Below are 26,893 nucleotides of genomic sequence, written 5' to 3'. Positions count from 1 at the left end.
GAAGCCATGAGGCTTCAGGTCGGGTTGCTTAATACTGATAATCAACTTTGATCATATTGTAATGGGACGGGTAAACGGGGTAAGTACCTCCGTTGAGAATCCCGCTAATCCTAAAGGAACCTTTGGCATCATGGCCGCTAAAGGCATTTGTAGTGCTATTTAGGGCGCCGGAGACATCCAGGCATTGCGATGGGTTGGATGAATATCGTGGGGTGTAACAAACGTTGAAAGTCTGAGTTGTCGCACCATTGCTATATAAACCGATATTCCAAGATACTGTCGTGATAGTTGCCCTTGTCGGTACCGAAGAGGGCGTAGTAAAGAAATTTGAGTTGGTAAAGCCGGCAGCATAAACATTTGGGGCACGGTTCGTTTGTGACCAAGTGCTGGTAGCGGCAAAGGCGAGCTGAGCCGTGGTTAACGCGAGAAAACCTACTGCAATTTTGGTAAATCTTTTCATTCTTCGATCCTCATTGCTAGTTAGTTATCTTACTGTTATCTGCATGCAATAGCGGTGCGACATTCAATATGATTGGCGCACATGAAAATTGCTTGCTTATTGATTCCTCATGGTTGTTTAGATCCTCCTTGATCAAGTAAAAAGAATCTCACTGGAATAACAGTGGATCAAGCGAAGGCTTTGGCTGAATGTCTGAATCTGTGCGTTGGCTTTACCGATATTGTGTGATGTTTATGCCTAAAGGGGTATTGTTTGGTTGTGGATTTTTTGTCTTTCTTAATATTGGTAGGCTGTATTCTGGTTGTATTTAGTTCATCGTGTGGTATTTATAGGGGGTAAAGAAAGTATTATTCTTTAATTGCAAAATATTTTTTCAACTTCTGCTTGCCAAACGTTTTGAGGTAGTACATAATGCACTCCTTTCGTCAATGAGGCATGGGAAAAATATCTGTTGAATCAATGAATTAGCTGATATTCAAAGGATTTATCTCCCGCTCCAAGTTTCTTCCTCAATAGTTGTGCTCGCTTACTTTAGATTTGATTTTTGGATTATATCCCCATAGTACAGTTCTCTATTTTTTATCCACAGCTCGGAAGCTGGTTTCTCAGTAAATAAGTACGATGCTTTAAAATTATCACACAGACTTATCCACAGGCTGTTGCGTCTGAATTTTTCTGATTTTAAATGTTATAAAATGAGTATTTATTTTGTAACTTGTTGATAGTTTTTCGGAATGACCCTTTATTAAGAAATGTCACATTGATCACTTGCGCTTTTTCTGAGCATTGATCAACAAGGGGTTTTTATTTTATTCACAGGAAAATTATCTGAATCTTTGTATACGTTATAGAGATGGCTAATAATTAAGCATCTCTGGGCAAGCCTTTGGTTATCGCTCTAATAAGTCGTTTCTGTTGTGATGTTTGTACATTAATAGTGTTCGTTTTGCGGCGAATGATTTGCTGTTCAATAGCCCAATGAATATGTTCATCTAGCATAGTGTTTAATCCGAGTTTCTGTTGCAGAGCCAGAACGATATTGTACTGATAGGGGGCGTTTCCTAAAGCAACAGTAATATTGCGTAGCCAGCGTAAATAGCCGATACGGCGAATTGCAGAACCTTCCGTTATTCGTAGGAATTTCTCTTCATTCCAATTGAATAAATCCAATAGCTTTGGTGTATGTAATGTTGCACGAGGGCTGAAATCATCTTCATCTGTCAATTGGGAAAAGCGATTCCAAGGACAAATAGTCTGGCAGTCATCACAACCGTAAATACGATTTCCCATCAGTGGACGAAATTCCTCAGGAATAATGCCTTCTAATTCGATTGTGAGGTAGGAAATACAACGGCGGGCATCAATAGTATAAGGGGCGATAATTGCACCGGTTGGGCAGGTTGTCATGCAGGCGACACAGCGTCCACATTGTTCTTCTTGTGGAAGATCTATCGGCAGGGGAAGATTAATCAGCAACTCACCGAGGAAAAACCATGAACCAGCTTCTCTGTTAAGGATAAGTGAGTGTTTACCGACCCAGCCTAATCCGGCTTTGGCGGCGAGAGGGCGTTCCATTATGGGTGCTGAATCAACAAAAGGTCGAAAATTAAGAGCTCCCTGATATTCGAAGTCGTGGCAATAGTTCTGGATTTGTTCCCCGAGTTTCTTAAGACGTTGGCGCAATAGTTTGTGATAATCTCTTCCCAGAGCATAACGGCTGATATAACCGAGTTCTGCGTCGTTTAGCGTGCTGGCAAAAGAAGCTTTAGCAGGGAGGTAATTCATTCTTACACTAATAACCCGCAATGTCCCTGGTAAAAGTTCATCCGGACGAGCACGCATCATGCCGTGGCGTTTCATCCATGTCATCTCCCCGTGATACTGTTTATCCAGCCATTCCTGAAGTTTTGGTTCTTCTACTGATAAATCAGTATCACAAATACCGATTTGTTGGAAACCAAGAGAGAGACCCCATTGTTTGATGTTGGCGGCCAGAAGATTAAGATCGAGAGGCGTTGTCATGGTAGCAATCGGTTTATACTGCAAGGCGTTGCAGTGTAGCATAATTTGTTTCAGGCCAAAAATAGTGGGTTTGATAATGAAACTGAGCAGAAAATGTTAAATGTTGATAATAGAGGTGTGTTAGGGTTATCGTTTTAGCTGATGAATTAATAAAACAACAGATATTATTCGATGAAAGAACTTGTTTTATCACTTAAAGATGAAGATGCGACAGTTTCTCTTGGAAGCGCGGTTGCTGCTGCCTGTAATAGTGGTAGTGTAATTTATTTATATGGTGATTTGGGGGCCGGTAAAACTACGTTTAGCCGCGGTTTTTTGCAGTCCTTAGGTCATAAAGGGCATGTAAAAAGCCCAACTTATACTTTGGTTGAGCCTTATGCTTTAACACCGAGGTCGGTTTACCATTTCGATCTTTATCGATTGGCAGATCCGGAAGAGTTGGAATTTATGGGAATACGTGATTATTTCCATCAAGATGCCATTTGTCTGGTGGAGTGGCCTCAGCAAGGAGAAGGTGTGTTACCGGGCGCAGATATTGAATTACATTTGAGTTACCAGCCAGAAGGGCGACAGGCACATTTTATTGCTTTGTCTAAATATGGTGAGAGCCTGTTAGATAATTTGAAATATTTATAAGGGATCACCTGACCATGACGCGTCTTTTAGTCGCAAAAATGATAAAGAAATGGCAAGCCAGTTTTATGGTAGTGTGCTGGCTGTGTATTATGATAAGCAGTTTAGTGGTAACAACTGTAACAGCGGCGACTTTATCCAATATTCACGTCAGTAACAGCATAAATGAATCTAAAGTGACGATGGTTTTTTCAGGTGATCGCCCTAATTACAGTTTTTTCCCATTGCATTCGCCAGAGCGTTTAGTGGTAGATATCCATCAGCCAGAAAAGATTATTGGCTTACCCATGAATCTATCGGGGCAGGATTTAGTGGGGAAAATCCGTTCCAGCCAGGCGCCTGATCGACAAAAAAAACGCATTGTATTTGAACTAAATAATAAAGTTAAAGTCAATTCTATAGTACAGCAGTCGGGTAGTGAATATCGGGTGATTTTTACCCTACGGGCTTCTGGGGTATCGACTGGTAAGTCTGTTTTTAGGGAGAGCTCACAAGTAGCCACAAGTAAGCCATTACTTACTAACAACAAATTGCAGACGACAAAACAAGTTGCTTTGCAAGCAACTTCTAAGGGCGGTCAGCGAGTCGTTGTCGCTATTGATGCAGGGCATGGTGGTCAAGACCCCGGTGCGATTGGGCAACGTGGATTAAAAGAAAAGAATGTGACTATCAGTGTGGCACGTAAACTTGAAGCATTGTTACGTAATGATCCTATGTTCAAACCCGTTTTGACCCGTAACGGAGACTATTTTATTTCTGTTGCTGGTCGTTCTGAGGTTGCGCGTAAACATAACGCGAATATGTTGGTTTCTATTCATGCAGATGCTGCTCCTAATCGTAGCGCGCGTGGAGCTTCTGTTTGGGTGTTGTCAAACAAGCGTGCAAACAGTGAATTAGGTAATTGGCTTGAACAGCATGAGAAACAATCTGAGTTACTGGGTGGTGCAGGGGACGCATTGGCAAATGGCGCCGATCCCTATCTAAGCCAAGCGGTGCTGGATCTGCAATTCGGCCACTCTCAACGGGTGGGTTATAACGTTGCAGTACAGGTTTTAAGTGAGTTGCGTAAAGTCGGCTTATTACATAAACGTTCTCCAGAACATGCCAGCTTAGGTGTGTTACGTTCACCGGATATCCCTTCAATTTTAGTGGAAACGGGGTTTATCAGTAACTCGGCAGAAGAAGCGTTACTTGGTTCCAATGATTTTCAGGATAAGCTGGCAAGTGCTATCCATCGGGGATTGCGCAACTATTTTCTAGCGAATCCATTACAGGCTGCACCTAAAACAGCCAAGAAGTAAAGGTTAAATATGGCGATCAAGATCCTACCTCCTCAATTAGCAAACCAAATTGCGGCTGGCGAAGTCGTAGAACGCCCTGCATCAGTAGTAAAAGAGTTGGTGGAAAATAGCCTTGATGCTGGCGCTAGCCGTATTGATATTGAAATTGAGCGCGGTGGAGTAAAACTTATTCGTGTTCGTGATAATGGCTGCGGCATCAACCATCAAGATCTTGCGCTAGCGTTGGCGCGTCATGCCACCAGTAAGATTGCCACACTTGATGATTTGGAAGCTATTATCAGTATGGGATTCCGTGGGGAGGCGCTGGCGAGTATCAGCTCAGTTTCGCGTCTGACATTGACTTCCCGTACTGAAGAACAGCATGAAGCTTGGCAAGCCTACGCGGAAGGGCGGGATATGGCGGTGACGGTGAAGCCGGCGGCACATCCGGTAGGCAGTACTGTCGAAGTGTTGGATCTGTTTTATAACACACCCGCGCGACGTAAATTTTTGCGAACAGAAAAAACGGAATTTGGTCATATTGATGAAGTTGTCAGACGTATTGCACTGGCGCGTCTGGATGTATTGATCAACTTACATCATAACGGTAAGTTAATGCGTCAATACCGGCCAGCGAAAGATGAATCACAGTATGAGCGGCGGTTGGCTTCTATTTGTGGTACCGCTTTTATGCAACGGGCACTTTCTCTTTCCTGGCAGCACGATGATTTATCGATTAAAGGATGGGTTGTTGACCCGATGAATGCTGAAGCGAGTGGAGATATTCAATATTGTTATGTAAACGGACGTATGATGCGTGATCGCTTAATTAACCATGCTATACGTCAGGCTTATCAAGATTTGCTCCGAGGGGAACAACAGCCTGCTTATGTTTTATATTTGGAAGTTGATCCGCATCAGGTAGATGTGAATGTGCATCCTGCAAAGCATGAAGTTCGCTTCCATCAAGCCCGTTTGGTACATGATTTTATCTATCAGGGTGTAACCGCTGTATTAAAACAGCGCGGAAGAGGCGCTGAATTGGATATGGCTTGCTGTGAACCTGCTCCTGCATGGGAGCCGGAAAACCGCCCGTCAGCAGGGGAAAATCATTTTTCCCGGCAAAGTAATGCCACACCTGCGGCAACATCGTCACCAAAAGAGGTTTTGCCAAGTAAAGGGAGTGCAGGCAGCTCTCGCGGTAGTGAAAATCGTCAATATCATGCAGACCATTATCAGAAACGTCAGGGTGAGGTGTATCAGAAATTGATGCAGTCTGTACCTGAACCTGAAGAAAAAAGAGAATTATTTCCGGCAAGAATCGCTCCGGTTATGGCGGAAAAGGTGACTTCTGCTCGTGTTCAGGTTAAAAATAGCAGCCATAGTTTTGGTAAAGTATTGAGCATCTATTCATCGTGCTATGCTCTGATTGAATCTCCATTGGGAATTGGGTTGTTATCTTTGCCGGTAGCTGAATGCTGGTTAAAGCGAGCACAGTTAACACCAACGGAACAAGGGCTGAAATCACAGCCGCTGTTGATACCGCTGAAACTAGCTCTTAGTAAAGAGGAAGCTGACGCTTTAAATCATTATAGTGACTTATTGGGCTCTTTTGGTATTGAAGCTTCCGTATCTCATGGAAAAGCGACACTACGTGCGGTATCGTTACCATTACGTCAACAAAATCTGCCTAAATTAATTCCTGAGTTGCTAGGTTACTTAGTACAACAGGAATCAGCATCGACAGAACAGGTTGTAACCTGGCTTGCTCGTCATATCGGTAGTGAATATGAAACGTGGAATGTTGCGCAGGCGGTACAGTTATTAGCTGATGTTGAGCGTCTTTGCCCACAACTGGTAAAATCTCCACCAGATGGGTTATTACAATTAATTGATTTACAAGCAGTGGTGGCATCTCTTACTCATGAGTGATCAGAAAACTCAACATCTACCAACGGCAATTTTTGTTATGGGGCCGACGGCCTCAGGCAAAACAGCTTTATCTATCGCTTTACGTCAGCATCTTCCGGTGGAACTGATCAGTGTTGATTCTGCGCTGATTTATCGTGGAATGGATATTGGCACTGCCAAACCAACAACTGAAGAGCAAGCGTTGGCGCCTCATCGTTTAATCGATATTCTGGACCCTTCTCAACCTTATTCTGCCGCTGATTTCCGTCGCGATGCATTGAAGGAAATGGCAGAAGTTACCGCTTCTGGCCGTATTCCTCTGTTGGTTGGAGGAACGATGCTCTATTTCAAGGCGTTACTTGAAGGTTTATCGCCTTTGCCTTCGGCTGATCCCGTTATTCGGGCGCAAATAGAACAACAAGCGGCAGAGCAGGGATGGGACGCATTGCATCAGCAATTACAGCAGATTGATCCTGTGGCGGCGTTAAGAATTCATCCTAATGATCCACAGAGGCTTTCGCGGGCACTGGAAGTTTTTCTTATTTCGGGTAAGACTCTCACTGAATTGACTAAATTGTCAGGAGAATCTCTGCCTTATTATGTTCATCAATTTGCTATTGCACCGGTGAAACGCGAGCTCCTTCATCAACGTATTGAAGAGCGTTTTCATCAAATGCTTGAATCAGGATTTGAAGAGGAAGTTAAAGCACTTTATGCTCGTCATGATTTGCATGTGGATTTACCTTCTATTCGTTGTGTTGGTTATCGTCAGATGTGGTCTTATCTTTCCGGCGAAATTGACTACGATGAGATGATTTATCGCGGTATTTGTGCGACGCGTCAGTTGGCAAAGCGCCAAATAACTTGGCTCAGAGGTTGGAAGTCGGTTCATTGGTTGGATAGTTCTCAACCAGAGCAAGCTTTAGGCACAGTTATGCAGGTTGTTAGTGCATAGGTTTATTGATTGTGTACAATTGATGAGTACCAAAGCGCAATTTTTGAGTAGTTCATTTTTTCGAACCTTTAGGTTCTTAGTTAAAAACAACAAAATAAGGAAAATATAGAATGGCTAAGGGGCAATCTTTGCAAGATCCGTTCCTGAACGCATTGCGGCGTGAAAAGGTCTCGGTTTCTATTTATTTGGTCAACGGCATCAAATTGCAGGGTCAGATTGAATCTTTTGACCAGTTTGTCATTTTACTGAAGAATACAGTTAGCCAGATGGTTTATAAACATGCCATCTCTACTGTTGTACCTTCTCGCGCAATATCTCATCATAGTAGCAATACGAATGTAGGGGCAAGCGTAGGTAATTATCATTCTGGTGGCGTTTCTGCTCTGGCAGCACAACAGGAAAGTAATGGCACTGAATAAGCTTGAGAGCAGTAATAGAATGAAGAAAAACATAGGTGGGTTTTACCTATGTTTTTTCCTGTAGCGTTTATACTCAGCCTGAGAGGTCGCACCTTTGTTTGAACGTTATGAAGGCGGCGAACAAGCCGTTGTGGTGCATGTTTTTTTCTCGCAGGATAAAGACACAGATAATCTCAGTGAGTTTGAATCACTGGTAACTTCTGCTGGTGTAGTTCCTGTGCAAATTGTCACGGGGAGTAGGAAAGCCCCTCATCCGAAATATTTTGTCGGAGAAGGTAAGGCGGAAGAGATTGCTGAGGCGGTGCAGGCTAGCGGTGCTGATGTTGTGTTGTTTAATCATGCGCTCAGCCCTGCACAGGAACGCAATCTTGAGCGGCTCTGTCAGTGTCGAGTTATCGACCGCACCGGCGTGATTCTGGATATTTTTGCCCAACGGGCGCGGACTCACGAAGGGAAGTTACAGGTAGAGTTGGCTCAGTTACGTCATCTTTCTACCCGTCTTGTCCGGGGATGGACTCACCTTGAACGTCAGAAAGGTGGGATTGGTCTGAGAGGGCCGGGGGAAACGCAGCTTGAGACGGACCGGCGTTTATTACGGGATAAAATCCGTCAGATCCTGAGTCGTCTGAGCCGGGTTGAGAGACAGCGTGAACAGGGGCGCCAAGCGCGAAATAAAGCGGATATACCGACGGTTTCATTGGTGGGATATACCAACGCCGGTAAGTCGAGCTTGTTTAATCGCATGACGGCTGCTGAGGTTTATGCGGCTGATCAATTGTTCGCTACGCTGGACCCAACGTTGCGACGGATTGAAGTTAATGATGTTGGTACGGTAGTACTGGCTGATACCGTTGGCTTTATTCGTCATCTGCCTCATGATCTGGTGGCGGCATTTAAAGCGACATTGCAAGAAACCCGGCAGGCAACATTGTTGCTGCATATTGTTGATGCTGCGGATAGTCGCATCGACGAAAATATTGCTGCTGTTGACAGCGTACTGGAAGAAATTGAAGCGCATCAAATTCCGGTGCTGTTGGTGATGAATAAGATTGATATGCTGGGCAGCTTCACGCCGCGTATTGATCGCAACGAAGATAACTTACCGGTTAGAGTTTGGTTGTCTGCGCAAACTGGTGAAGGTATCCCGTTATTGTTACAAGCGTTAACGGAGCGTCTTTCGGGTGAAATTGCACATTACAAATTGCGTTTGCCGCCGGAAGCTGGTCGTTTACGCAGCCGCTTCTATCAACTGCAAGCAATAGAGAAAGAGTGGATAGAAGAGGACGGTAAGGTTGGTATCGAAGTGAGAATGCCGATTGTTGACTGGCGCCGTCTATGCAAACAAGAACAGGATTTGTTTGATTATGTTGTCTGATGTGCCTGTCAGGTGAATATCAGAAAACTTATGTGATTGAGAGTCGGCTTGTTGATAAGAGGCTCTTGGCCTGAAAAACCAATCATAAAAGAATGGAGCTAAAACATGGCGTGGAATCAGCCCGGGAACAACGGACAAGACCGCGACCCGTGGGGGAGCAGCAATAATAGCGGCAATTCCGGCGGGAACAAAAGTGGTCGAAACCGTGGGGCATCTGATCTCGACGATCTGTTCCGTAAGCTGAGCAGTAAACTCGGGGGTTTTGGTGGGAACAAGGGCGGTAATGGTTCTGACCAAGGGGCAAAATTTGGCGGGCGTATTGTTAGCCTTGTCGCTGTTGCTGTCGTCGTGATCTGGGCCGCTAGCGGTTTTTATACGATTAAAGAAACAGAACGTGGTGTTGTTACCCGTTTGGGTAAATTTAACCATATTGTGCAGCCAGGTCTGAACTGGAAACCCACATTCATTGATGAAGTTGTTCCAGTTAACGTGGAATCTGTTCGTGAATTGGCCACTGCCGGCGTGATGCTGACATCAGATGAAAGCGTTGTTCGCGTGGAGATGAACGTGCAGTATCGTGTGACTGATCCTGCCGCTTATCTTTACAGCGTGACAAGTCCTGATAATAGCTTGCGTCAGGCAACGGATAGCGCGGTTCGTGGTGTTGTTGGTAAATATACGATGGATAAAATTTTGACGGCAAACCGTATGATTGTCCGTGATGACACTCAGCGTGAGTTGGAAAAGACGATTCTTCCGTATCGAATGGGAATAACCTTGTTGGATGTTAACTTCCAGGCTGCTCGTCCGCCAGAAGAAGTTAAGGCTGCCTTTGACGATGTTATTGCTGCCCGTGAAAATGAGCAGCAGTCTATTCGTGAAGCGGAGGCTTATTCGAACGAAGTCTTGCCGCGTGCGAAAGGTGATGCGCAACGTATCATTGAAGAGGCGAAAGCGTATAAAGCTCGTGTAGTATTGGAAGCGCAGGGGGAAGTGGCAAGTTTTGCCAAAATGCTCCCTAGATATAAAGAGGCGCCTGAGATTACTCGTGAACGTTTGTACATTGAAACGATGGAAAAAGTGTTGAGTCGTACCCGCAAAGTTATTGTTAATGATAACAACAATAATTTGTTGGTATTGCCATTAGAGCAGATGTTACGCGGCGATGCTTCTGGTGTTAAAAAAGAGGGAACAGTGCAATCAGATAATACGGTAGCTTCTGATCTGCGGGTTACTCGTCCAACTCTGCCTTCAAATTCAGGTCGGGGCGCGAATTATAACCGAACAGATAATCTGCGTAATGACATTATCAGGGTAGGGAGATAATAATCATGCGTAAATCATTAGTCGTTGTTATTATCGCAGTATTAGTTGCTCTCTATGCCTCTCTATTTATTGTGCAGGAAGGACAGCGTGGCATTGTACTGCGTTTTGGCAAGGTTCTGCGTGATGCGGGAAATAAACCGATTGTTTATGAGCCGGGGCTACATTTCAAAATACCTTTTGTTGAAACGGTGAAAACCCTGGATGCTCGTATTCAGACGATGGATATTCAGGCCGACCGTTTCTTGACCAGTGAAAATAAGGACCTGATAGTTGATTCTTACCTGAAATGGCGGATTAACGATTTCAGCCGTTATTATCTGGCAACCGGTAATGGTGATATTTCTCAAGCAGAAGTATTGTTAAAGCGTAAATTCAGCGACCGCCTGCGTTCTGAAATTGGCCGTAAGGATGTGCGTGGTATCGTAACGGATTCCCGTGGTCAATTGACCACAGATGTTCGTGATGCGCTTAATAAAGGTACAACGGATAAAGAAACAGCGAGTACAACTGAAACGGATGATGCTATTGCGTCGGCGGCGGCTCGTGTAGAGCAAGAAACGGCGGATAAACAACTTGCTATCAATCCGAACAGTATGGCGGCATTGGGTATTGAAGTTGTTGATGTGCGTATCAAACAAATCAATTTACCATTAGAAGTTTCAGAGGCGATTTACCAGCGTATGCGCGCTGAACGTGAAGCGGTAGCTCGTCGTCATCGTTCGCAAGGTCTGGAAGAAGCAGAGAAACTGCGTGCAGCAGCAGATAAGCAAGTTATTGAAATCCGCGCAAAAGCGGAGCGTGAAGCGCTTACTTTGCGTGGTTCTGGTGATGCGGATGCCGCTAAACTGTTTGCTGATACATTCAGTCAAGCGCCGGATTTCTATGCCTTTATCCGTAGTTTACGTGCTTACGAGAAAAGCTTTAGTGAAGACGGGAAAGATGTTTTGGTATTAAGCCCAGAAGCTGATTTCTTCCGTTATATGAAAGCACCTGAAAAGCGTGCAGTTCAACACTAATAGATGCTGAATCTATACCCTATGGATTTCAAGATGCATCGCGACGGCAAGGGAGCGAATCCCCGGCAGCATAGAGAACTATGTGACCGGGGTGAGTGAATGCAGCCAACAAAGAGGCAACTTGAAAGACGACTGATATATAAGTTAGGCCCGCATCCTGCGGGCTTTGTCATGTCTGGTGGTCAACAAAAATAACGGATGTGATAAAAATTACTGAAAGGTGTGGGATGAGATGTTAGAATCCATTTTTAAGCAACCGAGTGAATTTTGAAATGGGTAAGAACGTTGTCGTATTGGGCACCCAATGGGGTGACGAGGGCAAGGGCAAGATCGTCGACTTGCTGACTGAACGAGCTAAGTATGTTGTTCGTTATCAAGGGGGCCATAATGCTGGTCATACACTGGTTATCAACGGTGAAAAAACCGTTCTCCACTTAATCCCATCAGGGATCCTGCGTGAAAATGTTATCAGTATCATTGCAAACGGCGTCGTATTAGCGCCTGATGCGCTGATGAAAGAGATGAACGCGTTAGAATCCCGTGGTGTTCCTGTTCGCGAGCGTCTGCTCATTTCAGAAGCCTGTCCACTTATTCTGCCATACCATGTTGCATTGGATAATGCCCGTGAAAAAGCGCGTGGTGCAAAAGCAATTGGTACAACCGGTCGCGGTATTGGTCCTGCATATGAAGACAAAGTTGCTCGTCGTGGTTTGCGGGTTGGTGATTTGTTTGATAAGGAAGCATTCGCAGTTAAGCTGAAAGAAATTATCGAATATCACAATTTCCAACTGGTTAACTATTACAAAGAACCGGCGGTTGATTACCAGAAAACCCTGGATGAAATCATGGCTGTTGCCGATATTCTGACGGATATGGTCGTCGACGTTTCTGATTTGTTGTATAAAGCGACTCAGAAAGGTGAATTGGTTATGTTCGAAGGCGCACAGGGCACATTGTTGGATATTGACCACGGCACCTACCCATATGTGACTTCTTCCAACACTACGGCGGGTGGAGTTGCAACAGGTTCTGGTTTAGGTCCATGCTATGTTGATTATGTTTTGGGGATCATCAAAGCATACTCTACTCGTGTCGGCGCGGGTCCATTCCCAACCGAACTGTTTGATGAAACGGGCAGTTACTTGCGCGAAAAAGGCCAAGAGTTTGGCGCGACTACGGGGCGTAGCCGCCGTACTGGTTGGCTGGATATCATTGCCATCCGTCGTGCAGTACAGATTAACTCACTATCAGGTTTCTGTATGACCAAATTGGACGTACTGGATGGCTTGAAAGAAGTGAAAATCTGTGTTGGTTACCGTATGCCTGATGGCAGCGTGATTGAAACTACGCCTATGGCTGCGGATGACTGGGAAGGTATTGAACCTGTTTATGAGACCATGCCTGGCTGGAATGAAAGCACTTTCGGTGTGAAAGAGCATAGCAAATTGCCTCAGGCAGCATTGAACTATATTAAACGTGTAGAAGAGCTGACTGGTGTTCCGGTTGATATTATTTCTACAGGCCCGGATCGTTCAGAAACTATGATTCTGCGTGATCCGTTTGATGCCTGATGATACTACGATCAGGTAAAGCCGGGCTTTTCAGCCCGGTTTTTTGCTATTTGTTGTGGCCTTTTTTGCTTAATGATTAGGAGATCAACATGATTTTTGCCGATTCATGGTATATAAGTTGAACAAGTGCTTATTTTTTCAGTTTGTTCTCGGATATATTAGTTTATATCTTATTATCCAGAGGTTGATGTGCAGTTAACGAGTTTTACAGATTATGGCTTGCGCGCGCTAATTTATATGGCTTCTTTACCGCAAAGCCGGATGACCAGTATTTCTGAAGTCACTGATATTTATGGTGTTTCTCGTAACCACATGGTAAAAATCATTAACCAATTAAGCCACTTAGGATTAGTGGATGCTGTTCGTGGTAAAAACGGCGGTATCCGTTTAGGTAAGCCAGCGAAAGATATCAGAATTGGCGATGTTGTTCGCGCTCTTGAACCATTATCGTTGGTTGACTGTAGTCAGGAATCTTGCCATATCACGTCTGCGTGTCGCCTGAAGGTAGTCTTAAATCAGGCAATAGAAAGGTTTTTAGAAGAGCTGGATAAGCATACTTTAGCTGATATGATTGAAGATAATGTCCCCCTTTATAAGCTGCTTCTGACCGAATGAAGAAATGGCGCAAACAGCCTGCTGATGACAACGGAGGAACAGCCATGTCACAAGATCCTTTTTTAGGGCGCGAAGCAGAAAAATACGAATCACCTATTCCAAGCCGTGAGTACATTTTAGACATTATTGCTAAACATACTGTACCGGTAAGTCGCCAAGAACTGGCACGAGAGTTGAACCTGATTAACGATGAGGAGATTGAAGCATTACGTCGTCGTTTACGGGCAATGGAGCGTGATGGTCAACTGGTTTTCACTCGTCGCCAATGTTATGCCTTGCCGGAAAGATTGGATTTATTGAAAGGTACAGTTATTGGGCATAGAGATGGTTATGGTTTTCTGCGAGTAGAAGGCCACAAGGATGATTTTTATCTCTCTGCTGAGCAGCTAAAAATGGCTATTCATGGTGATGTCGTGCTGGCGCAACCATTGTCTATGAATCGCAAAGGGCGTAATGAAGCGCGTATCGTGCGTGTATTGGTGCCTAAGGCCAGCCAGATTGTTGGCCGCTATTTTCTTGATTCTGGTATGGGATTTGTCGTGCCGGATGATAGCCGTTTAAGCTTTGATATCCTGATCCCGAAAGATGAGAGCGGTGGTGCTCGCATGGGAAATGTGGTGGTAGTCGAGTTGATTACACGCCCGGGGCGCCGCACAAAAGCTGTCGGTAAAATTATTGAAGTGTTGGGTGAAAAGATGGGAACGAACATGGCAGTGGAAATTGCCCTGCGTACTCATGAAATTCCCCACAGTTGGCCGCCGCAAGTGGAAAACCAGGTTGTTTCTTTGGATGAGCAGGTACCAGAATCGGCGAAAAAAGGCCGTGTTGATCTGCGTGCGCTGCCGTTGGTGACAATCGATGGTGAAGATGCCCGTGATTTTGATGATGCCGTTTATTGTGAAAGGAAGCGAAGCGGTGGTTGGCGTTTATGGGTTGCCATTGCGGATGTCAGTTACTATGTGCGTCCACAAACGGCGTTAGATGCCGAAGCACGTAATCGGAGTAACTCGGTTTACTTCCCATCTCAGGTTGTCCCAATGTTGCCGGAGGTGCTTTCTAATGGCCTCTGTTCTCTGAATCCGCAGGTTGATCGCCTTTGTATGGTGTGTGAGATGACGGTTTCAGCGCAGGGGAGATTATCATCCTATAAATTTTACGAAGCCGTCATGAATTCTCACGCCCGTCTGACATATACCAAAGTATGGCGTATATTGCAGGGTGATGAGGAACTGCGTGAGCACTACAAGCCACTGGTTCAGCATATTGAGCATTTACATGAGTTGTATCAGGCATTGGAAAATGCCCGTGAGCAACGTGGCGCAATCTCGTTTGAGTCAGAAGAGGCGAAGTTTATCTTTAATGCTGAACGTCGTATCGAGCGAATTGAACCGATTGTTCGTAATGATGCTCATAAGCTGATTGAAGAGTGTATGATTCTGGCGAATATTGCTGCGGCGCGCTTCGTGGAAAAAAACGGCGAGCCGGTGCTTTACCGTATTCATGATCGGCCAAAAGAAGAGAGCATTGTTAACCTGCGCTCGGTTTTTGGCGAATTAGGATTGACGCTGCCTGGCGGCATGCAACCAACGCCAAAAGATTATGCGCAACTGATGCATCAAGTGGCTGAACGCCCGGATCATGAGCTATTGCAAACCTTATTGCTACGTTCAATGAAGCAGGCAATTTATGATCCAGAAAACCGAGGGCACTTCGGTCTGTCATTAAATTCTTATGCGCATTTTACCTCACCTATTCGCCGTTATCCTGATCTAGTATTGCATCGAGCGATTAAATATCTGCTGGCAAAACAGCAAGGTATTGTTGAGCAGTGTGGAACACCGACCGGCGGATGGCACAGTGATATGGAACAGATGTTGCAACTAGGCCAACACTGTTCCATGACAGAGCGCCGCGCAGATGAAGCGACGAGAGACGTTGCCGATTGGCTTAAGTGTGATTTTATGCAGGATCAGGTGGGCAATACTTTTACTGGGATTATCACGAGTGTGACAGGTTTTGGTTTCTTTGTTCGCTTAAATGATCTGTTTATTGACGGCCTGGTGCATGTTTCCACACTGAGTAATGATTATTATCATTTCGATAATGTCGGTCAGCGTTTAGTGGGTGAATACTCGGGTAAAACTTTCCGCTTAGGGGATGAAGTTGAAATTCGTGTGGAAGCGGTTCATATGGATGAACGTAATATTGACTTTAAGCTGCTTTCTACCACCCGAAAAGCCCGGAATGTAGGCAAAACAGAGCGTGATAGAGCGAAAAAAGTAGAACCTGGCCGCGGAAATAGTAAGAAAAAAGGGCGTGGTTATCGCAAAGAGGAGCACTCTGAGCTTGATGGTGCTGCCCGTAAAAAGAGAGCAGCGGATAAACCTAAAGTGGAGAAGAAAAAGGGTAAAACGCTTTCTGCCAAGACTCAGAAAATTGCCGCTAAATTCAAAGCCAAACGGGCTAAGAAAAGCGCAGACAAATAATCAAAGGGCTATCCTATTAGCAGGATAGCCTGAATATTTTAATCTCACCCTGAATAGATGGAGCTTATCGAATAGGCTCACAGTATTTGCCAGTGCTGTATAACAGTGAAAATAAAAAGATTATGAGTGAAATTATCTACGGTATTCATGCCGTTAAAGCTTTATTAGAGCGCGATCCTCAACGTTTTATCGAAGTTTATGTCCTGAAAGGACGTGAAGATCGCCGCCTGACGCCATTGATTCATGCGCTGGAAAGTATCGGGATGACTATCCAACTGGCAAATCGTCAGTGGCTGGATAATCAAACAGAAGGTGCGGTGCATCAGGGGATTATTGCTAAAGTGAAGCCAGGACGTCAGTACCAAGAAAACGACCTGCCGGATTTATTGGCACAAACAGAAACCCCTTTCTTGCTGGTGCTTGATGGTGTAACAGATCCCCATAATCTGGGGGCTTGCTTGCGTAGTGCTGATGCAGCAGGCGTACATGCTGTTATTGTTCCTCGTGACCGTTCCGCTCAGCTTAATGCTACGGCGAAGAAAGTGGCATGTGGCGCTGCGGAGAGCGTACCACTTGTTCGTGTCACCAACCTTGCCCGTACTTTGCGTTTGTTGCAGGAGCATAATATTTGGGTGGTAGGTACAGCAGGAGAAGCTGACCATACGCTGTATCAGAGCAAACTGACCGGTCCTATGGCATTGGTGATGGGGGCGGAAGGGGAAGGTATGCGTCGCCTGACTCGCGAACACTGTGATGAGTTGATTAGCATCCCAATGGCGGGTTCTGTCTCATCGTTGAATGTGTCTGTCGCCACGGGAGTTTGCCTGTTTGAAGCGGTACGTCAGCGCGGCTCGTAATAACCCTTTATCTCACATATGAAACAAAAATGTTTTTACGCTGTTCATTCCTTGAGTTTTTTATGTGAGGTAGGTATAGTTACGCGTCAATTTTTCAGCCGCACTTAAACAAGTTCCTTGCCTCCACGGGCCGCGGTTGACCCTGACAGGAGGCTGAATAATCCGTAAGGAGCAATTCTAATGCGTCATTACGAAATCGTTTTTATGGTCCATCCTGACCAAAGCGAACAGGTTCCGGGCATGATTGAGCGTTACAGTGCGACTATCGCTAACGCGCAAGGTCAGATTCACCGTCTGGAAGACTGGGGCCGCCGTCAACTGGCTTACCCAATCAACAAACTGCACAAAGCTCACTATGTTCTGATGAACGTTGAAGCGCCGCAGGAAGTGATTGATGAGCTGGAAACTAACTTCCGCTTCAACGATGCCGTTATCCGCAGCATGATTATGCGCGTTAAGCACGCGGTAACTGAAGCATCTCCAATGGTTAAAGCCAAAGATGAACGTCGCAACCGTGACTACTCTCTGGAAGACGCCAATATGGATGCTGAAGAAGCTGGGGATTCTGAAGAGTAATAACTGTGATAACTAATCGTTTGGTGCTTTCTGGCACAGTGTGCAAAGTTCCCATTCGAAAAGTCAGTCCTGCCGGCATTCCTCATTGCCAGTTTGTGCTTGAGCACCGTTCACAGCAACAGGAAGCCGGTCTGAGCAGGCAAGCATGGTGCAGAATGCCCGTTATTGCCAGCGGACAATTGTTACAAGTTTTAACTCACAGTATAACGGTCGGCAGTCGATTAACCGTTTCAGGATTCATTAGTTGCCATCAAGGTCGCAATGGTCTTAACAAACTGGTTCTTCATGCCGAGCAGATTGAATTGATAGATTCTGGAGACTAGCCAAATGGCACGTTATTTCCGTCGTCGCAAGTTCTGCCGTTTCACCGCGGAAGGCGTTCAAGAGATTGATTATAAAGACATCGCTACGCTGAAAAACTACATCACCGAGAGCGGTAAAATTGTACCAAGCCGTATCACCGGCACCCGTGCAAAATACCAGCGTCAGCTCGCTCGTGCTATCAAGCGCGCGCGCTACCTGTCTTTGTTGCCTTACACTGATCGTCATCAGTAATCGGCACAGTCCATTAACGACTCTGAGAGGATAAGGTAATGCAAATTATTCTGCTTGATAAAGTAGCAAACCTGGGTAGCCTGGGTGATCAAGTTAACGTTAAACCGGGTTATGCCCGTAACTACTTAGTACCACAGGGCAAAGCTGTTCCTGCAACTAAGAAAAATATTGAATTCTTCGAAGCTCGCCGTGCTGAATTGGAAGCCAAACTGGCTGACGTTCTGGCAACAGCAGAAGCTCGCGCTGAGAAAATTAATGCACTGGTTTCCGTTACTATCGCTTCTAAAGCGGGTGACGAAGGTAAACTGTTCGGTTCTGTCGGTACTCGTGATATCGCTGATGCAGTTACTGCCGCGGGCGTTGAAGTTTCTAAGAGCGAAGTGCGTCTGCCTAATGGCGTTCTGCGTACTACTGGTGAACACGAAGTTAACTTCCAGGTACACAGCGATGTATTCGCTAAATTGAACGTTAACATTGTTGCTGAAGCTTAATCTCTGATTAACTGATGCTAACAAGTAAAAAACGCTGGCAATGCCGGCGTTTTTTATTGCTTCAATTTACCATTCTCTTGGTGGTTTATAAAATTTTTGCCGGTAACTCCCAAGAAATGAGCATTAATCTGATTTATTTTACATTTACTACCCTTATTTTGTCGTTTATAGAATCATAGTTTCTTTTGTCTATTCTTCTGTAATATTGCCTCTTGAACGGTTTTTCTTATTGTTGATTTTTCGGTTTTTATAGTGAAAATATTATTCATTATCAAATTATTATCTGTAAATAATCAAATTCGTATTTTTTATTATTAGATAATATCGGCATTGTTAATTCTGTTTTGATATGGGAATTTTTTATCGGATATTTTTATATATCTGCATATAAATCTGATTAATTACATGTATGATTATTTCATAATAATTAAAAATATATTACTATATAATCGCCGCTATTTTTCTTCATAATGATAATTTATTTCATATGATTTTATATAAGAATATTTAATGATAACAATATATATCCTTATTATTAAATGGTAATATCAAAAATTTATATTGGATTTGATTGATATAACTGTCAGAGTTGACAGTAGACTTTTAAGTGTAATTTTATAATTATAATTTTTGTTAATTAACCCTTGTGTGAGAACACAAATAGAGGTGCTTATTGTTAATAGGCATGAATTTATTCTCCATAGTTATTTACAAAGTAAATTGTTTCATTAATGAATTAATAGGAAAATTAGATATTGAGTTGATTGACTTTTTTATTTGTTAATGAAAATACCTTGTCATCATTATATGTTCTTCATATTAACCCAGACATAAGGGATAAAGTTGGTATGAAACTTGGTAAAAACATATTACAAACTATAGGTAATACTCCAGTAGTTATGTTGAATGGTAGATATACCAAAGGTATTAATGTCTTTCTCAAAATGGAGAATATTAACCCCAGCGGGAGTATTAAAGATCGTATTGCGGTTGCTATGTTGGAAAGGGCTGAGGCTCAGGGAGAATTAAGACCGGGAATGGTGGTCATTGAGCCATCATCGGGTAATACGGCAATTGGCTTGGCAATGGCGTGCGCGGTTAAAGGTTATCGATTTATTGCGGTTTTGGACCGTATGGTGCCAGCAGCGAAACGCGATAAAATAAAAGCATTTGGTGCGGAAATCATTTTCCTGCCAGAATTTGAAGCCGGAACGGATACTGTCAAATATCGCATTGATTTAACTAAAGAGATTATCAAAGCCTATCCGAATGCGTTTAGTCCCATGCAATTTGAAAATCAGGTTAATCCTGATGAGCATTATCAATCCACGGGGCGTGAATTGTATGAAACCTTTGGCAATAATTTGGCGGCTTGTTTTGCGACGGCAGGGAGCTGTGGAACTCTTACTGGGATTTCCCGCTATTTGAAAGAGAAAAATCCACAGGTGCGAATTTATGGTGTTGAACCTGTGGGGTCGATTATTTTCGGTGGTGAACCAGGAAAATATCTGGTACAAGGCGCGGGCCTGACATTTATACCTTCTATTCTGGATCGTAGCAATATCGATATTACCTTGAAGGTTGCAGATATTGATGCATTTCGTATAGCAAGAAAATTAGCCAGAAATGAAGGTATCTTAATTGGTGGAACGGGAGGTTGTGCGGTAAGCGCAGCATTAAATCACCTGGATGATTTTAAACCTGGAGATAATATTGTTGTCATTATTCCTGATAGTGGAGAACGTTATATCGACACAATTTATAATGATATTTTGTTATGTGAAAATAATTTCTCAGAATTAGTTGAGGAAAGTAAAGAAGAGCCTGAACTAGAAGAAATTATTACAAACATGGGGTGTACACTAAATGAGTTCTGATCGTATTTTGGTGATTTACTATAATCGCCTCTATAATCCTCTTATCATAAGGAGTCTTAAATCTAAGTATAAAGAGGTGATTGCTCTTTATATTGATGAGGGACAGGTGAGAGACATTGAAGATATTGAATTGGAATGCATGGTTGCAGGTGCTGATAAATTTATCTATAAAGATTATCGAGCGCAATATGCTGAACACTTCCTTACAAAAGCGATAAAAGCGAATGCTATTTATCAAAATGGTTATTTTCTCAGTGCTGCACTTTCCCGGCCTGCGATTGCAGAGGCGGCAGTTGAAGTAGCTAATGAGCTCAATATTGATTATATTGCCCATCAATTTAGGGGTAATGATCAAGTCAGAATGGATATGAATATAGAAATTCTGAATAAAATACCTATTGCTTCGTTGAGAGATTTTAAATACGACGAAAGTGTCGTAAATAGTTATGCTATGAATTATGGTATTCCTCAAGAATTTGGTTGTAATAACCCTTATTCTACCAGTGAAAATATATGGGGATTAAGTATCGAATGTGGTCCGTTGGCAGAACCAGAAATGTTAATTCCTGAAGATGTCAAAGAGAAATTATTTGAGCATGCATTATCGGCCACTGAACCAATATTATTGTCATTAGGTTTTGAGAATGGGATACCGGTATCGATCGACGGTGAAAAGAAATCATTATATGAAATTATTGAAGTATTAAATGAAATTGGTAAAAAGCTGTCAATTGGCATTTTTGATATTGTTGAAGATGGCATTGTCGGTTTGAAAACACGCGCAATTTATCAATCACCTGCTGCACATATCTTAATTACCGCTCATCGTGATTTGGAATGTTACTGTAGTAATCGTAACGAGAATTGGTTTAAAGAGACAATCGATAAAAAATGGGTTGAATTAGTTTATTCTGGGCTTTGGTATGATCCCTTATTAACTCATTTAAACCATTTTATTGATAGCATGAATCAACATGTCAATGGTGAGATTAAGCTTGAATTAGGCTATAAATATGCCAACGTTTGTTCCCGTACTTCAAAGACGACTATCTATGATGATAATTTAGCAATATATAATTGTGGGCATTTATATAGTCAAAACGATGCGGAGGGATTTGCAAGAATATTTAATATTCATACTAAGCAAAGTGCTAAATCTAAGATGAGGCAAATATTATGATTAAAGAATTATTAATGTGTAAACCTGACTTTTACGATATTGAATACATTATTAATGATTGGATGGACCCTAATAATAGAGTTAATAAAGAATTAGCGCGGAAACAATGGGATTTTCTTTATGAACGGCTGACTGAACGTGGTATCACTATTCGTACTATCGATCCTGTTAATGGTTTGCCTGATATGACATTCTCAGGTGATTGTGGCATGGTACATAATAATAAATTCCTTGCTAGTAATTTCCGGCACGCTGAACGCCAAGGGGAAAGTCAGTATTATATTGATTATCTGGCAAATCTAGATTATGAGATACATCGTGTTGATGAAGGTATCTATTTTGAAGGGCTTGGAGATGTTATCTATTGGGAGAATGATATCATATTTGGTTATGGTCCTCGCTCAGATAAAGAAGCAATAAATACAATTCAGAAAGTCTACCCAGAACTTAAAGTTAAAGGTGAACTGCATATTCAGGATAAGGCTTTTTTTCATGTGGCTTTAGCATTCTCATTTATTGACAAAGATACGGTTATTTACTACCCAGAGGCATTTACTAAAGAGAGTCAAGACTATATTATTGAAACGTTTGAACGTAGGATTTCAATTTCAGAGAATGACGCTAGGGAATTATTTTCCTGTAATAATATCCCAGTAGGTAAAGATATTCTCATGCATGATTGTTCTATAGAGGTTGAGCGTCAATTAAATAATTATGGTTACAATGTGGTTAAATGCGATATGAGTGAATTTTTAAAGAGTGGTGGTAGTTTGCGCTGCTTAGTATTAAAAATTAAATAATTATACCCTATGGATTTCAAGTTGCATCGCGACGGCAAGGGAGCGAATCCCCGGGAGCATAGATAACTATGTGACCGGGGTGAGTGAGTGCAGCCAACAAAGAGGCAGCTTGAAAGATAACGAGTATATAATGGGAGGATAATAAGTCATGTATATTTTAGGTATAAATTCGGTTTACCATGAATCAGCAGTTTGTTTGTTGAAAGATGGCGAAACTATTTTTGCTATCGAGGAAGAACGGCTAAATAGAAGAAAACACGGAAAACCAGCAAATATTGATAACCCTGATGAGTTACCATTGGCTTCTATTGAAGTTGCATTGGACTTTGCGGGTATTAGCTTGGAAGATGTGAGTCATATTGGTTTTTCTATCGATCCGATAGAGCGAAGAAAATCAATCTTTATTGATGAAGTCACTCATGAAGGAAGTTGGGGAAGTGTATCGGGTGAATCTATTTTCTATCGCAAAACCACTTCAGTACCAGAAATTTTGCAATCAATGGGATTCCGTGGTCAATTTCATTGGGTTCCACATCACACAGCGCATGCGGCATCTGCTTATTTTGTTTCGCCATTTGATAAAGCGCTAACCTTATCGCTTGATGGTGTTGGAGAGGATAATACCGCAGGGGTATATCTGGGTGATGGCAATAGCCTGAAAAAAATTAAAACCATTGAATATCCTCATTCAATTGGTTTTATGTGGGAGAAATTAGCCGAGTTCCTAGGTTTCTCGGTATATGATGCCTGTAAAGTAATGGGAATGTCAGCTTATGGCAAGCCTGAAGGTTTTGTGCCGGCATTTCGAGAATTCGTTAAAATTTATGAGAAAGGTGAGTTTACTATCGATAACACCATTCTCAATTTCCGTAGCGGAGAATTTTCTAAATTAGAGTCCTTGTTTGGTATTGCGAAAAGAGTTCCTGGTGGAGAGGTGGCGCAGGAATATTATGATATTGCCGCTTCTCTCCAGCAAATAACTGATGAAATAGTGTTAAATATGGCTCGTCATTATTTGCAGGAAACAGCGACAAATAAACTCTGCCTTGCGGGTGGTGTTGCATTGAATTGCATAACGAATAAGCGATTATATGAAGAGTTGGATATCGAAGATATCTTTGTTCAGCCTGCTGCACATGATGGCGGGACTGCCACAGGCGCCGCACTATTTATTTGGCATCAAATTCTTGAAAATAATCAACGCTATCCTCTGACTCATACCTATTGGGGTCTGGAATATAGCGAAGATGATTACCAGCGTAGTTTGAAGGCTCATGGTTTGGACTGGACATATGAAGAGAATATTCATGAAGTCGTCGCAGACTTGCTGGCTGAAAATAATGTTGTTGGCTGGTTCCAGGGCAGAATGGAGTTTGGGCCACGGGCATTAGGTAATCGTAGTTTGTTGGCTGATCCGAGAAATAAAGATATTCGCGATTTAATGAATCGTAAAGTTAAACATCGTGAAATGTTTAGACCATTTGCACCTAGTGTATTGCGTCAACATGTTGCTGATTGGTTCCATGTTCGGAAAGAATTACCGGAAGCGGCAAAATATATGTTGTTAGCGATGGATGCTAAAGTGGATAAAGCATCACAAATTCCGGCGGTGGTTCACGTAGATGGTACTGCCAGAGTGCAGGTTGTCGATAGTGCATCAAATTCAGGTTATGCCCAGTTGATTGAGGCATTTTATCGGAAAACAGGTGTACCTTTATTGCTGAACACCTCTTATAACGATAGCGAACCAATCGTCTGTTCACCTGAGGATGCCATTAAAACTTTCATGAAAACCAATATTGATTATTTAGTTTTAGGGAATTATTTGATTAAATCAGTTCATTAATTATTGCATAGTAAAAATCTATCCCAGTAGGCGTAATTGATGGAATCAGTTTGAGTCTTGCTTAGCGTCAAATTGATAAATAAAATGGCCTATTGGGATAGATAATAAGGTTGAGGTAATATTAATGATACACAGGATCATACTGGCTCGCTTTTTTTCTGTTTTTTCAGAAGCATTTGTTATGTTCGCTGTACCTGTATTAGTATATACCTCAACTAATAGCGCTTCGCTTTCGTCTTTTGCCTTTGGGTTGGAACGGTTATTCAGAGTGATTTCACTCCCCATTTCTGGTTGGATGGGGGACAGGATGCATACGCTGGTCATGTTATTCCTGAGTGATATTCTACGATCATTAGTTTGCTTATTTCTTTTTATCCTTTCATTCATATACTCTGATAATAATATCGTATATATCATTATTCCTCTCTCGTGTGTTTTATCCTTTTTCAGTGGAGCGGGATATGTCAACCTTGAAGGTTTTGTCTCTAAGAATATGAGTGCAACAGAATTACCTTCTGTTAACTCTCGTTTACAATTTGTTGAACAGTTTACCTATATTGCAGCTCCGGTGGTTGTCGGTGTGCTGGTTTATAAATTCAGTGTTTATGCCGTATTTGCATTTGCATTTTTTCCTTTCCTGATTAGTAGCTTGATGTGGTTTCAGCTACAAAGGAAAAACCGGATTGAAGAACACACTAATAGAGAAAGTTATAATTTGCCGGCTATTTTTAAATTCCTGATGGGAAACCCATCCTTGTTACGCGTCATTAGCCTGACATTTCTGATGAATGTGATGCAAGGTGCTATTCTGTCAACGGCAGTTTATGTTATCACCAGCGTTTTTTCACAGCCGGAAGGCAGTTATGCTCAGCTTTTGGCTTATGCGGGGCTGGTGAATTGTTGTGTATTTTTTATTGCGCCAAAATTATGCCGAATTTTTGATGTACGTGTCGTTGGTGTAACGGCTTTTCTGATTGCATTATCTGGTCTTACACTATTTGCTACCGGGCCGTTATTTGTGGTTTACACATTAGGGTTCTTACTGGTCATTGGTGCGGAAGGTTGTTTTAATCTATTTTCCCGATCTTATCGGGCAAGTCTTATTCCGAAGCAGCGTTTTTCTCAGTATCTTGGTGTGGTGCTAGTTTTGAATCAATTAGCGATACCTTTAACCAGTTTCATTTGTGCTAATTTACTGAACTATTTTTCCTACAATAGTATTTATCTAATATTCTCTGCATTTGTTTTATTGATGTTTGTCATTATTAATCCTTATCGTTCGCTTAAATTCAATCTGCATAATAGTCAATAATGGAGGAAATATGAGTTCGAAAAAATATTTGTTAGTGCTTGATTATCTTCCGGCAAGGCTGAGTGAAATCGTTAATATTCGTGATTATATTCGATACCATTACTCCCTTGAGTTAGTGATTATTAGCGATATGTTGTCCGGTGAGGAGAAAGATATCACACCATTTGTCTATCATATTCCTGTACGAACAGAAAATTATGTTGATAGTGTGATGGCAGTTCTTGCTGAACTTAATATGACATGTGCGGCTATTCTTCCCTTTATGGATGCGGTGTCTGGCTATGCGGCTGTTATCGCGAAGAAATTAAACGTTTATGGTGATGATCCCGAATTAAGTTTCGCAGGTATTGAGAAATATCAATTCCGCCAACAAGAAACTCGAATATTACCACTGCTTGCGGCACAACATATTAAGACACCTCGGTATACTTTCATTAATGAGATTAAGGAATTAGAAGAATTTTATGACTCGGTTCCGCATGGTGTGATTATTAAGCCCAACTGTGGCCGAGCAAATATAGGTGTGGTAGCGGTTAAAGATAGAAGTAAAATTCCAGAGGCTTTTGCTCAATCTGTTGAGCAATCTGGTGGTAATCAAATTCTTGCAGAAGAACTTATTATTTTCGATACAGAATATTCGTATGATGGTATTGGTTGTATGGCGTTTTTAACGCAAAAAGTTTCCCAGAAAGGGGAATATCCTGTTGAAATAGGGCAAATAGTACCGGCGCAATGTGATGGCAGAAATACGATTGCATTACATAAAGCAGGGCAGGTAATGAATCTGATCTCAGGGCAGACTCTTGGCGCATTCCATAATGAGATTAAGCAAGATAGTAAAACGGGAGAAACTTTTCTGGTTGAAACTAATCGTAGACCTGCGGGTATGCGTATTTGGGATATGGCTAATCGGGTATATGGTATAAGTTTGCAGGAAATTTGGGTTGACCATTTAGTCAAAGGATTTAGTGATCGAATGATATTGCCTGAAGCGAAGGGAAGAGCATTTTTGATTAATTTGCTGGCAGGTAAAGATGGAAAAATTAATGACAAATTTGATAAAACAGAAGTTAATAAAGTATTATTAGCATCTATTGATAATATTCTGAGTAAATTATATTGCGAAATTATTGCAATAAAAATTAATTTAGAGAAGAATTCATTGGTTTACGAAACACCAAAAAGCAATAATGATTTCTGCGGTTACGTCTGTGTGCATATTAATGATGAGCATGTCAAATGCAAATCCCTGATGAATGAAATTAATGATGCATGGAGGGGTATATTGTCTAATTATATTTTATAGTTTCGTATAGTTAGGGCCTTATTT

The 26,893-nt window shown here is 42.4% G+C and carries 24 protein-coding genes; 22 read left to right on the top strand and 2 right to left on the bottom strand.

The genetic code is table 11. The features are described from left to right. Nucleotides 1–28: 28 nt before the first annotated feature. Both OO184_RS04745 and queG read right to left on the bottom strand, forming a co-directional pair. A complete protein-coding gene (locus OO184_RS04745) occupies nt 29–460 on the bottom strand; it encodes a flagellar protein FlhE (protein WP_265378187.1) in 432 nt (143 codons plus the stop codon). 864 nt (nt 461–1,324) lie between these two features. Continuing rightward, on the bottom strand, nt 1,325–2,482 hold the full coding sequence (queG, locus tag OO184_RS04740; protein ID WP_265378225.1) for a tRNA epoxyqueuosine(34) reductase QueG: 1,158 nt from the start codon (nt 2,480–2,482) through the stop codon (nt 1,325–1,327). Between the two features lie 171 nt (nt 2,483–2,653). Here queG and tsaE point away from each other — a divergent pair, with 171 nt between their 5' ends. The 22 genes from tsaE to OO184_RS04630 all read left to right on the top strand — a co-directional run bounded on the left by tsaE (nt 2,654) and on the right by OO184_RS04630 (nt 26,869). Continuing rightward, a complete protein-coding gene (tsaE, locus tag OO184_RS04735) occupies nt 2,654–3,118 on the top strand; it encodes a tRNA (adenosine(37)-N6)-threonylcarbamoyltransferase complex ATPase subunit type 1 TsaE (protein ID WP_265378186.1) in 465 nt (154 codons plus the stop codon). Between the two features lie 14 nt (nt 3,119–3,132). Further along, the gene (amiB, locus tag OO184_RS04730) at nt 3,133–4,416 is read left to right on the top strand and encodes an N-acetylmuramoyl-L-alanine amidase AmiB (protein ID WP_265378185.1); all 1,284 of its coding nucleotides are present in this window, start codon (nt 3,133–3,135) and stop codon (nt 4,414–4,416) included. A gap of 9 nt (nt 4,417–4,425) precedes the next feature. Then, complete coding sequence (gene mutL / locus OO184_RS04725) at nt 4,426–6,327, top strand: DNA mismatch repair endonuclease MutL (protein ID WP_265378184.1); 1,902 nt, start codon at nt 4,426–4,428, stop codon at nt 6,325–6,327. Continuing rightward, nucleotides 6,320–7,261: a tRNA (adenosine(37)-N6)-dimethylallyltransferase MiaA gene (gene miaA, locus OO184_RS04720; RefSeq protein WP_265378183.1), complete on the top strand. Its 942-nt coding sequence runs from the start codon at nt 6,320–6,322 to the stop codon at nt 7,259–7,261. The genes mutL and miaA overlap by 8 nt, the downstream gene beginning before the upstream one ends. Nucleotides 7,262–7,371: 110 nt before the next feature. Continuing rightward, a complete protein-coding gene (gene hfq / locus OO184_RS04715; RefSeq protein WP_265378182.1) occupies nt 7,372–7,680 on the top strand; it encodes an RNA chaperone Hfq in 309 nt (102 codons plus the stop codon). 94 nt (nt 7,681–7,774) lie between these two features. Continuing rightward, complete coding sequence (gene hflX / locus OO184_RS04710) at nt 7,775–9,055, top strand: ribosome rescue GTPase HflX (protein WP_265378181.1); 1,281 nt, start codon at nt 7,775–7,777, stop codon at nt 9,053–9,055. Between the two features lie 105 nt (nt 9,056–9,160). Continuing rightward, nucleotides 9,161–10,381 carry an FtsH protease activity modulator HflK gene (gene hflK / locus OO184_RS04705; RefSeq protein ID WP_265378180.1) on the top strand — a complete coding sequence of 407 codons (1,221 nt, stop codon included), beginning with the start codon at nt 9,161–9,163 and terminating at the stop codon, nt 10,379–10,381. Between the two features lie 5 nt (nt 10,382–10,386). Further along, nucleotides 10,387–11,397 carry a protease modulator HflC gene (gene hflC, locus OO184_RS04700; RefSeq protein ID WP_265378179.1) on the top strand — a complete coding sequence of 337 codons (1,011 nt, stop codon included), beginning with the start codon at nt 10,387–10,389 and terminating at the stop codon, nt 11,395–11,397. Nucleotides 11,398–11,669: 272 nt separating this feature from the next. After that, nucleotides 11,670–12,968 (top strand): adenylosuccinate synthase, encoded by a 1,299-nt coding sequence (locus OO184_RS04695; RefSeq protein ID WP_265378178.1) that lies wholly within the window; start codon nt 11,670–11,672, stop codon nt 12,966–12,968. Nucleotides 12,969–13,157: 189 nt separating this feature from the next. Continuing rightward, the gene (gene nsrR / locus OO184_RS04690; protein WP_049585060.1) at nt 13,158–13,583 is read left to right on the top strand and encodes a nitric oxide-sensing transcriptional repressor NsrR; all 426 of its coding nucleotides are present in this window, start codon (nt 13,158–13,160) and stop codon (nt 13,581–13,583) included. A 44-nt stretch (nt 13,584–13,627) separates the two neighbouring features. Then, complete coding sequence (gene rnr, locus OO184_RS04685; RefSeq protein WP_265378224.1) at nt 13,628–16,069, top strand: ribonuclease R; 2,442 nt, start codon at nt 13,628–13,630, stop codon at nt 16,067–16,069. Nucleotides 16,070–16,191: 122 nt separating this feature from the next. After that, nucleotides 16,192–16,926 (top strand): 23S rRNA (guanosine(2251)-2'-O)-methyltransferase RlmB, encoded by a 735-nt coding sequence (gene rlmB / locus OO184_RS04680; protein ID WP_265378177.1) that lies wholly within the window; start codon nt 16,192–16,194, stop codon nt 16,924–16,926. A 180-nt stretch (nt 16,927–17,106) separates the two neighbouring features. Next, the gene (gene rpsF, locus OO184_RS04675; RefSeq protein WP_265378176.1) at nt 17,107–17,502 is read left to right on the top strand and encodes a 30S ribosomal protein S6; all 396 of its coding nucleotides are present in this window, start codon (nt 17,107–17,109) and stop codon (nt 17,500–17,502) included. Between the two features lie 5 nt (nt 17,503–17,507). Next, on the top strand, nt 17,508–17,825 hold the full coding sequence (priB, locus tag OO184_RS04670) for a primosomal replication protein N (RefSeq protein WP_265378175.1): 318 nt from the start codon (nt 17,508–17,510) through the stop codon (nt 17,823–17,825). 4 nt (nt 17,826–17,829) lie between these two features. Beyond that, complete coding sequence (gene rpsR, locus OO184_RS04665; RefSeq protein WP_000135199.1) at nt 17,830–18,057, top strand: 30S ribosomal protein S18; 228 nt, start codon at nt 17,830–17,832, stop codon at nt 18,055–18,057. Nucleotides 18,058–18,095: 38 nt separating this feature from the next. Beyond that, a complete protein-coding gene (gene rplI / locus OO184_RS04660) occupies nt 18,096–18,548 on the top strand; it encodes a 50S ribosomal protein L9 (protein WP_265378174.1) in 453 nt (150 codons plus the stop codon). Between the two features lie 848 nt (nt 18,549–19,396). Next, nucleotides 19,397–20,425 carry a PLP-dependent cysteine synthase family protein gene (locus tag OO184_RS04655; protein ID WP_265378173.1) on the top strand — a complete coding sequence of 343 codons (1,029 nt, stop codon included), beginning with the start codon at nt 19,397–19,399 and terminating at the stop codon, nt 20,423–20,425. After that, complete coding sequence (argG, locus tag OO184_RS04650) at nt 20,415–21,605, top strand: argininosuccinate synthase (protein ID WP_265378172.1); 1,191 nt, start codon at nt 20,415–20,417, stop codon at nt 21,603–21,605. Before OO184_RS04655 ends, argG begins: the two co-directional genes overlap by 11 nt. Next, on the top strand, nt 21,602–22,405 hold the full coding sequence (locus OO184_RS04645; protein WP_265378171.1) for a dimethylarginine dimethylaminohydrolase family protein: 804 nt from the start codon (nt 21,602–21,604) through the stop codon (nt 22,403–22,405). Before argG ends, OO184_RS04645 begins: the two co-directional genes overlap by 4 nt. Nucleotides 22,406–22,553: 148 nt before the next feature. Next, nucleotides 22,554–24,251: a carbamoyltransferase family protein gene (locus tag OO184_RS04640; protein ID WP_265378170.1), complete on the top strand. Its 1,698-nt coding sequence runs from the start codon at nt 22,554–22,556 to the stop codon at nt 24,249–24,251. Nucleotides 24,252–24,375: 124 nt separating this feature from the next. After that, the gene (locus tag OO184_RS04635; RefSeq protein WP_312023686.1) at nt 24,376–25,563 is read left to right on the top strand and encodes an MFS transporter; all 1,188 of its coding nucleotides are present in this window, start codon (nt 24,376–24,378) and stop codon (nt 25,561–25,563) included. 10 nt (nt 25,564–25,573) lie between these two features. Next, nucleotides 25,574–26,869, top strand: a complete 1,296-nt coding sequence (locus tag OO184_RS04630) for an ATP-grasp domain-containing protein (RefSeq protein WP_265378169.1) — start codon at nt 25,574–25,576, stop codon at nt 26,867–26,869. Nucleotides 26,870–26,893: the final 24 nt, after the last annotated feature.

It is taken from the genome of Photorhabdus aballayi (assembly GCF_026153155.1).
In the GTDB taxonomy this organism is placed as follows: domain Bacteria; phylum Pseudomonadota; class Gammaproteobacteria; order Enterobacterales; family Enterobacteriaceae; genus Photorhabdus; species Photorhabdus luminescens.
Note: the sequence above shows the minus strand (reverse complement) of the source record. Positions and strands in the feature narration are given on the sequence as shown.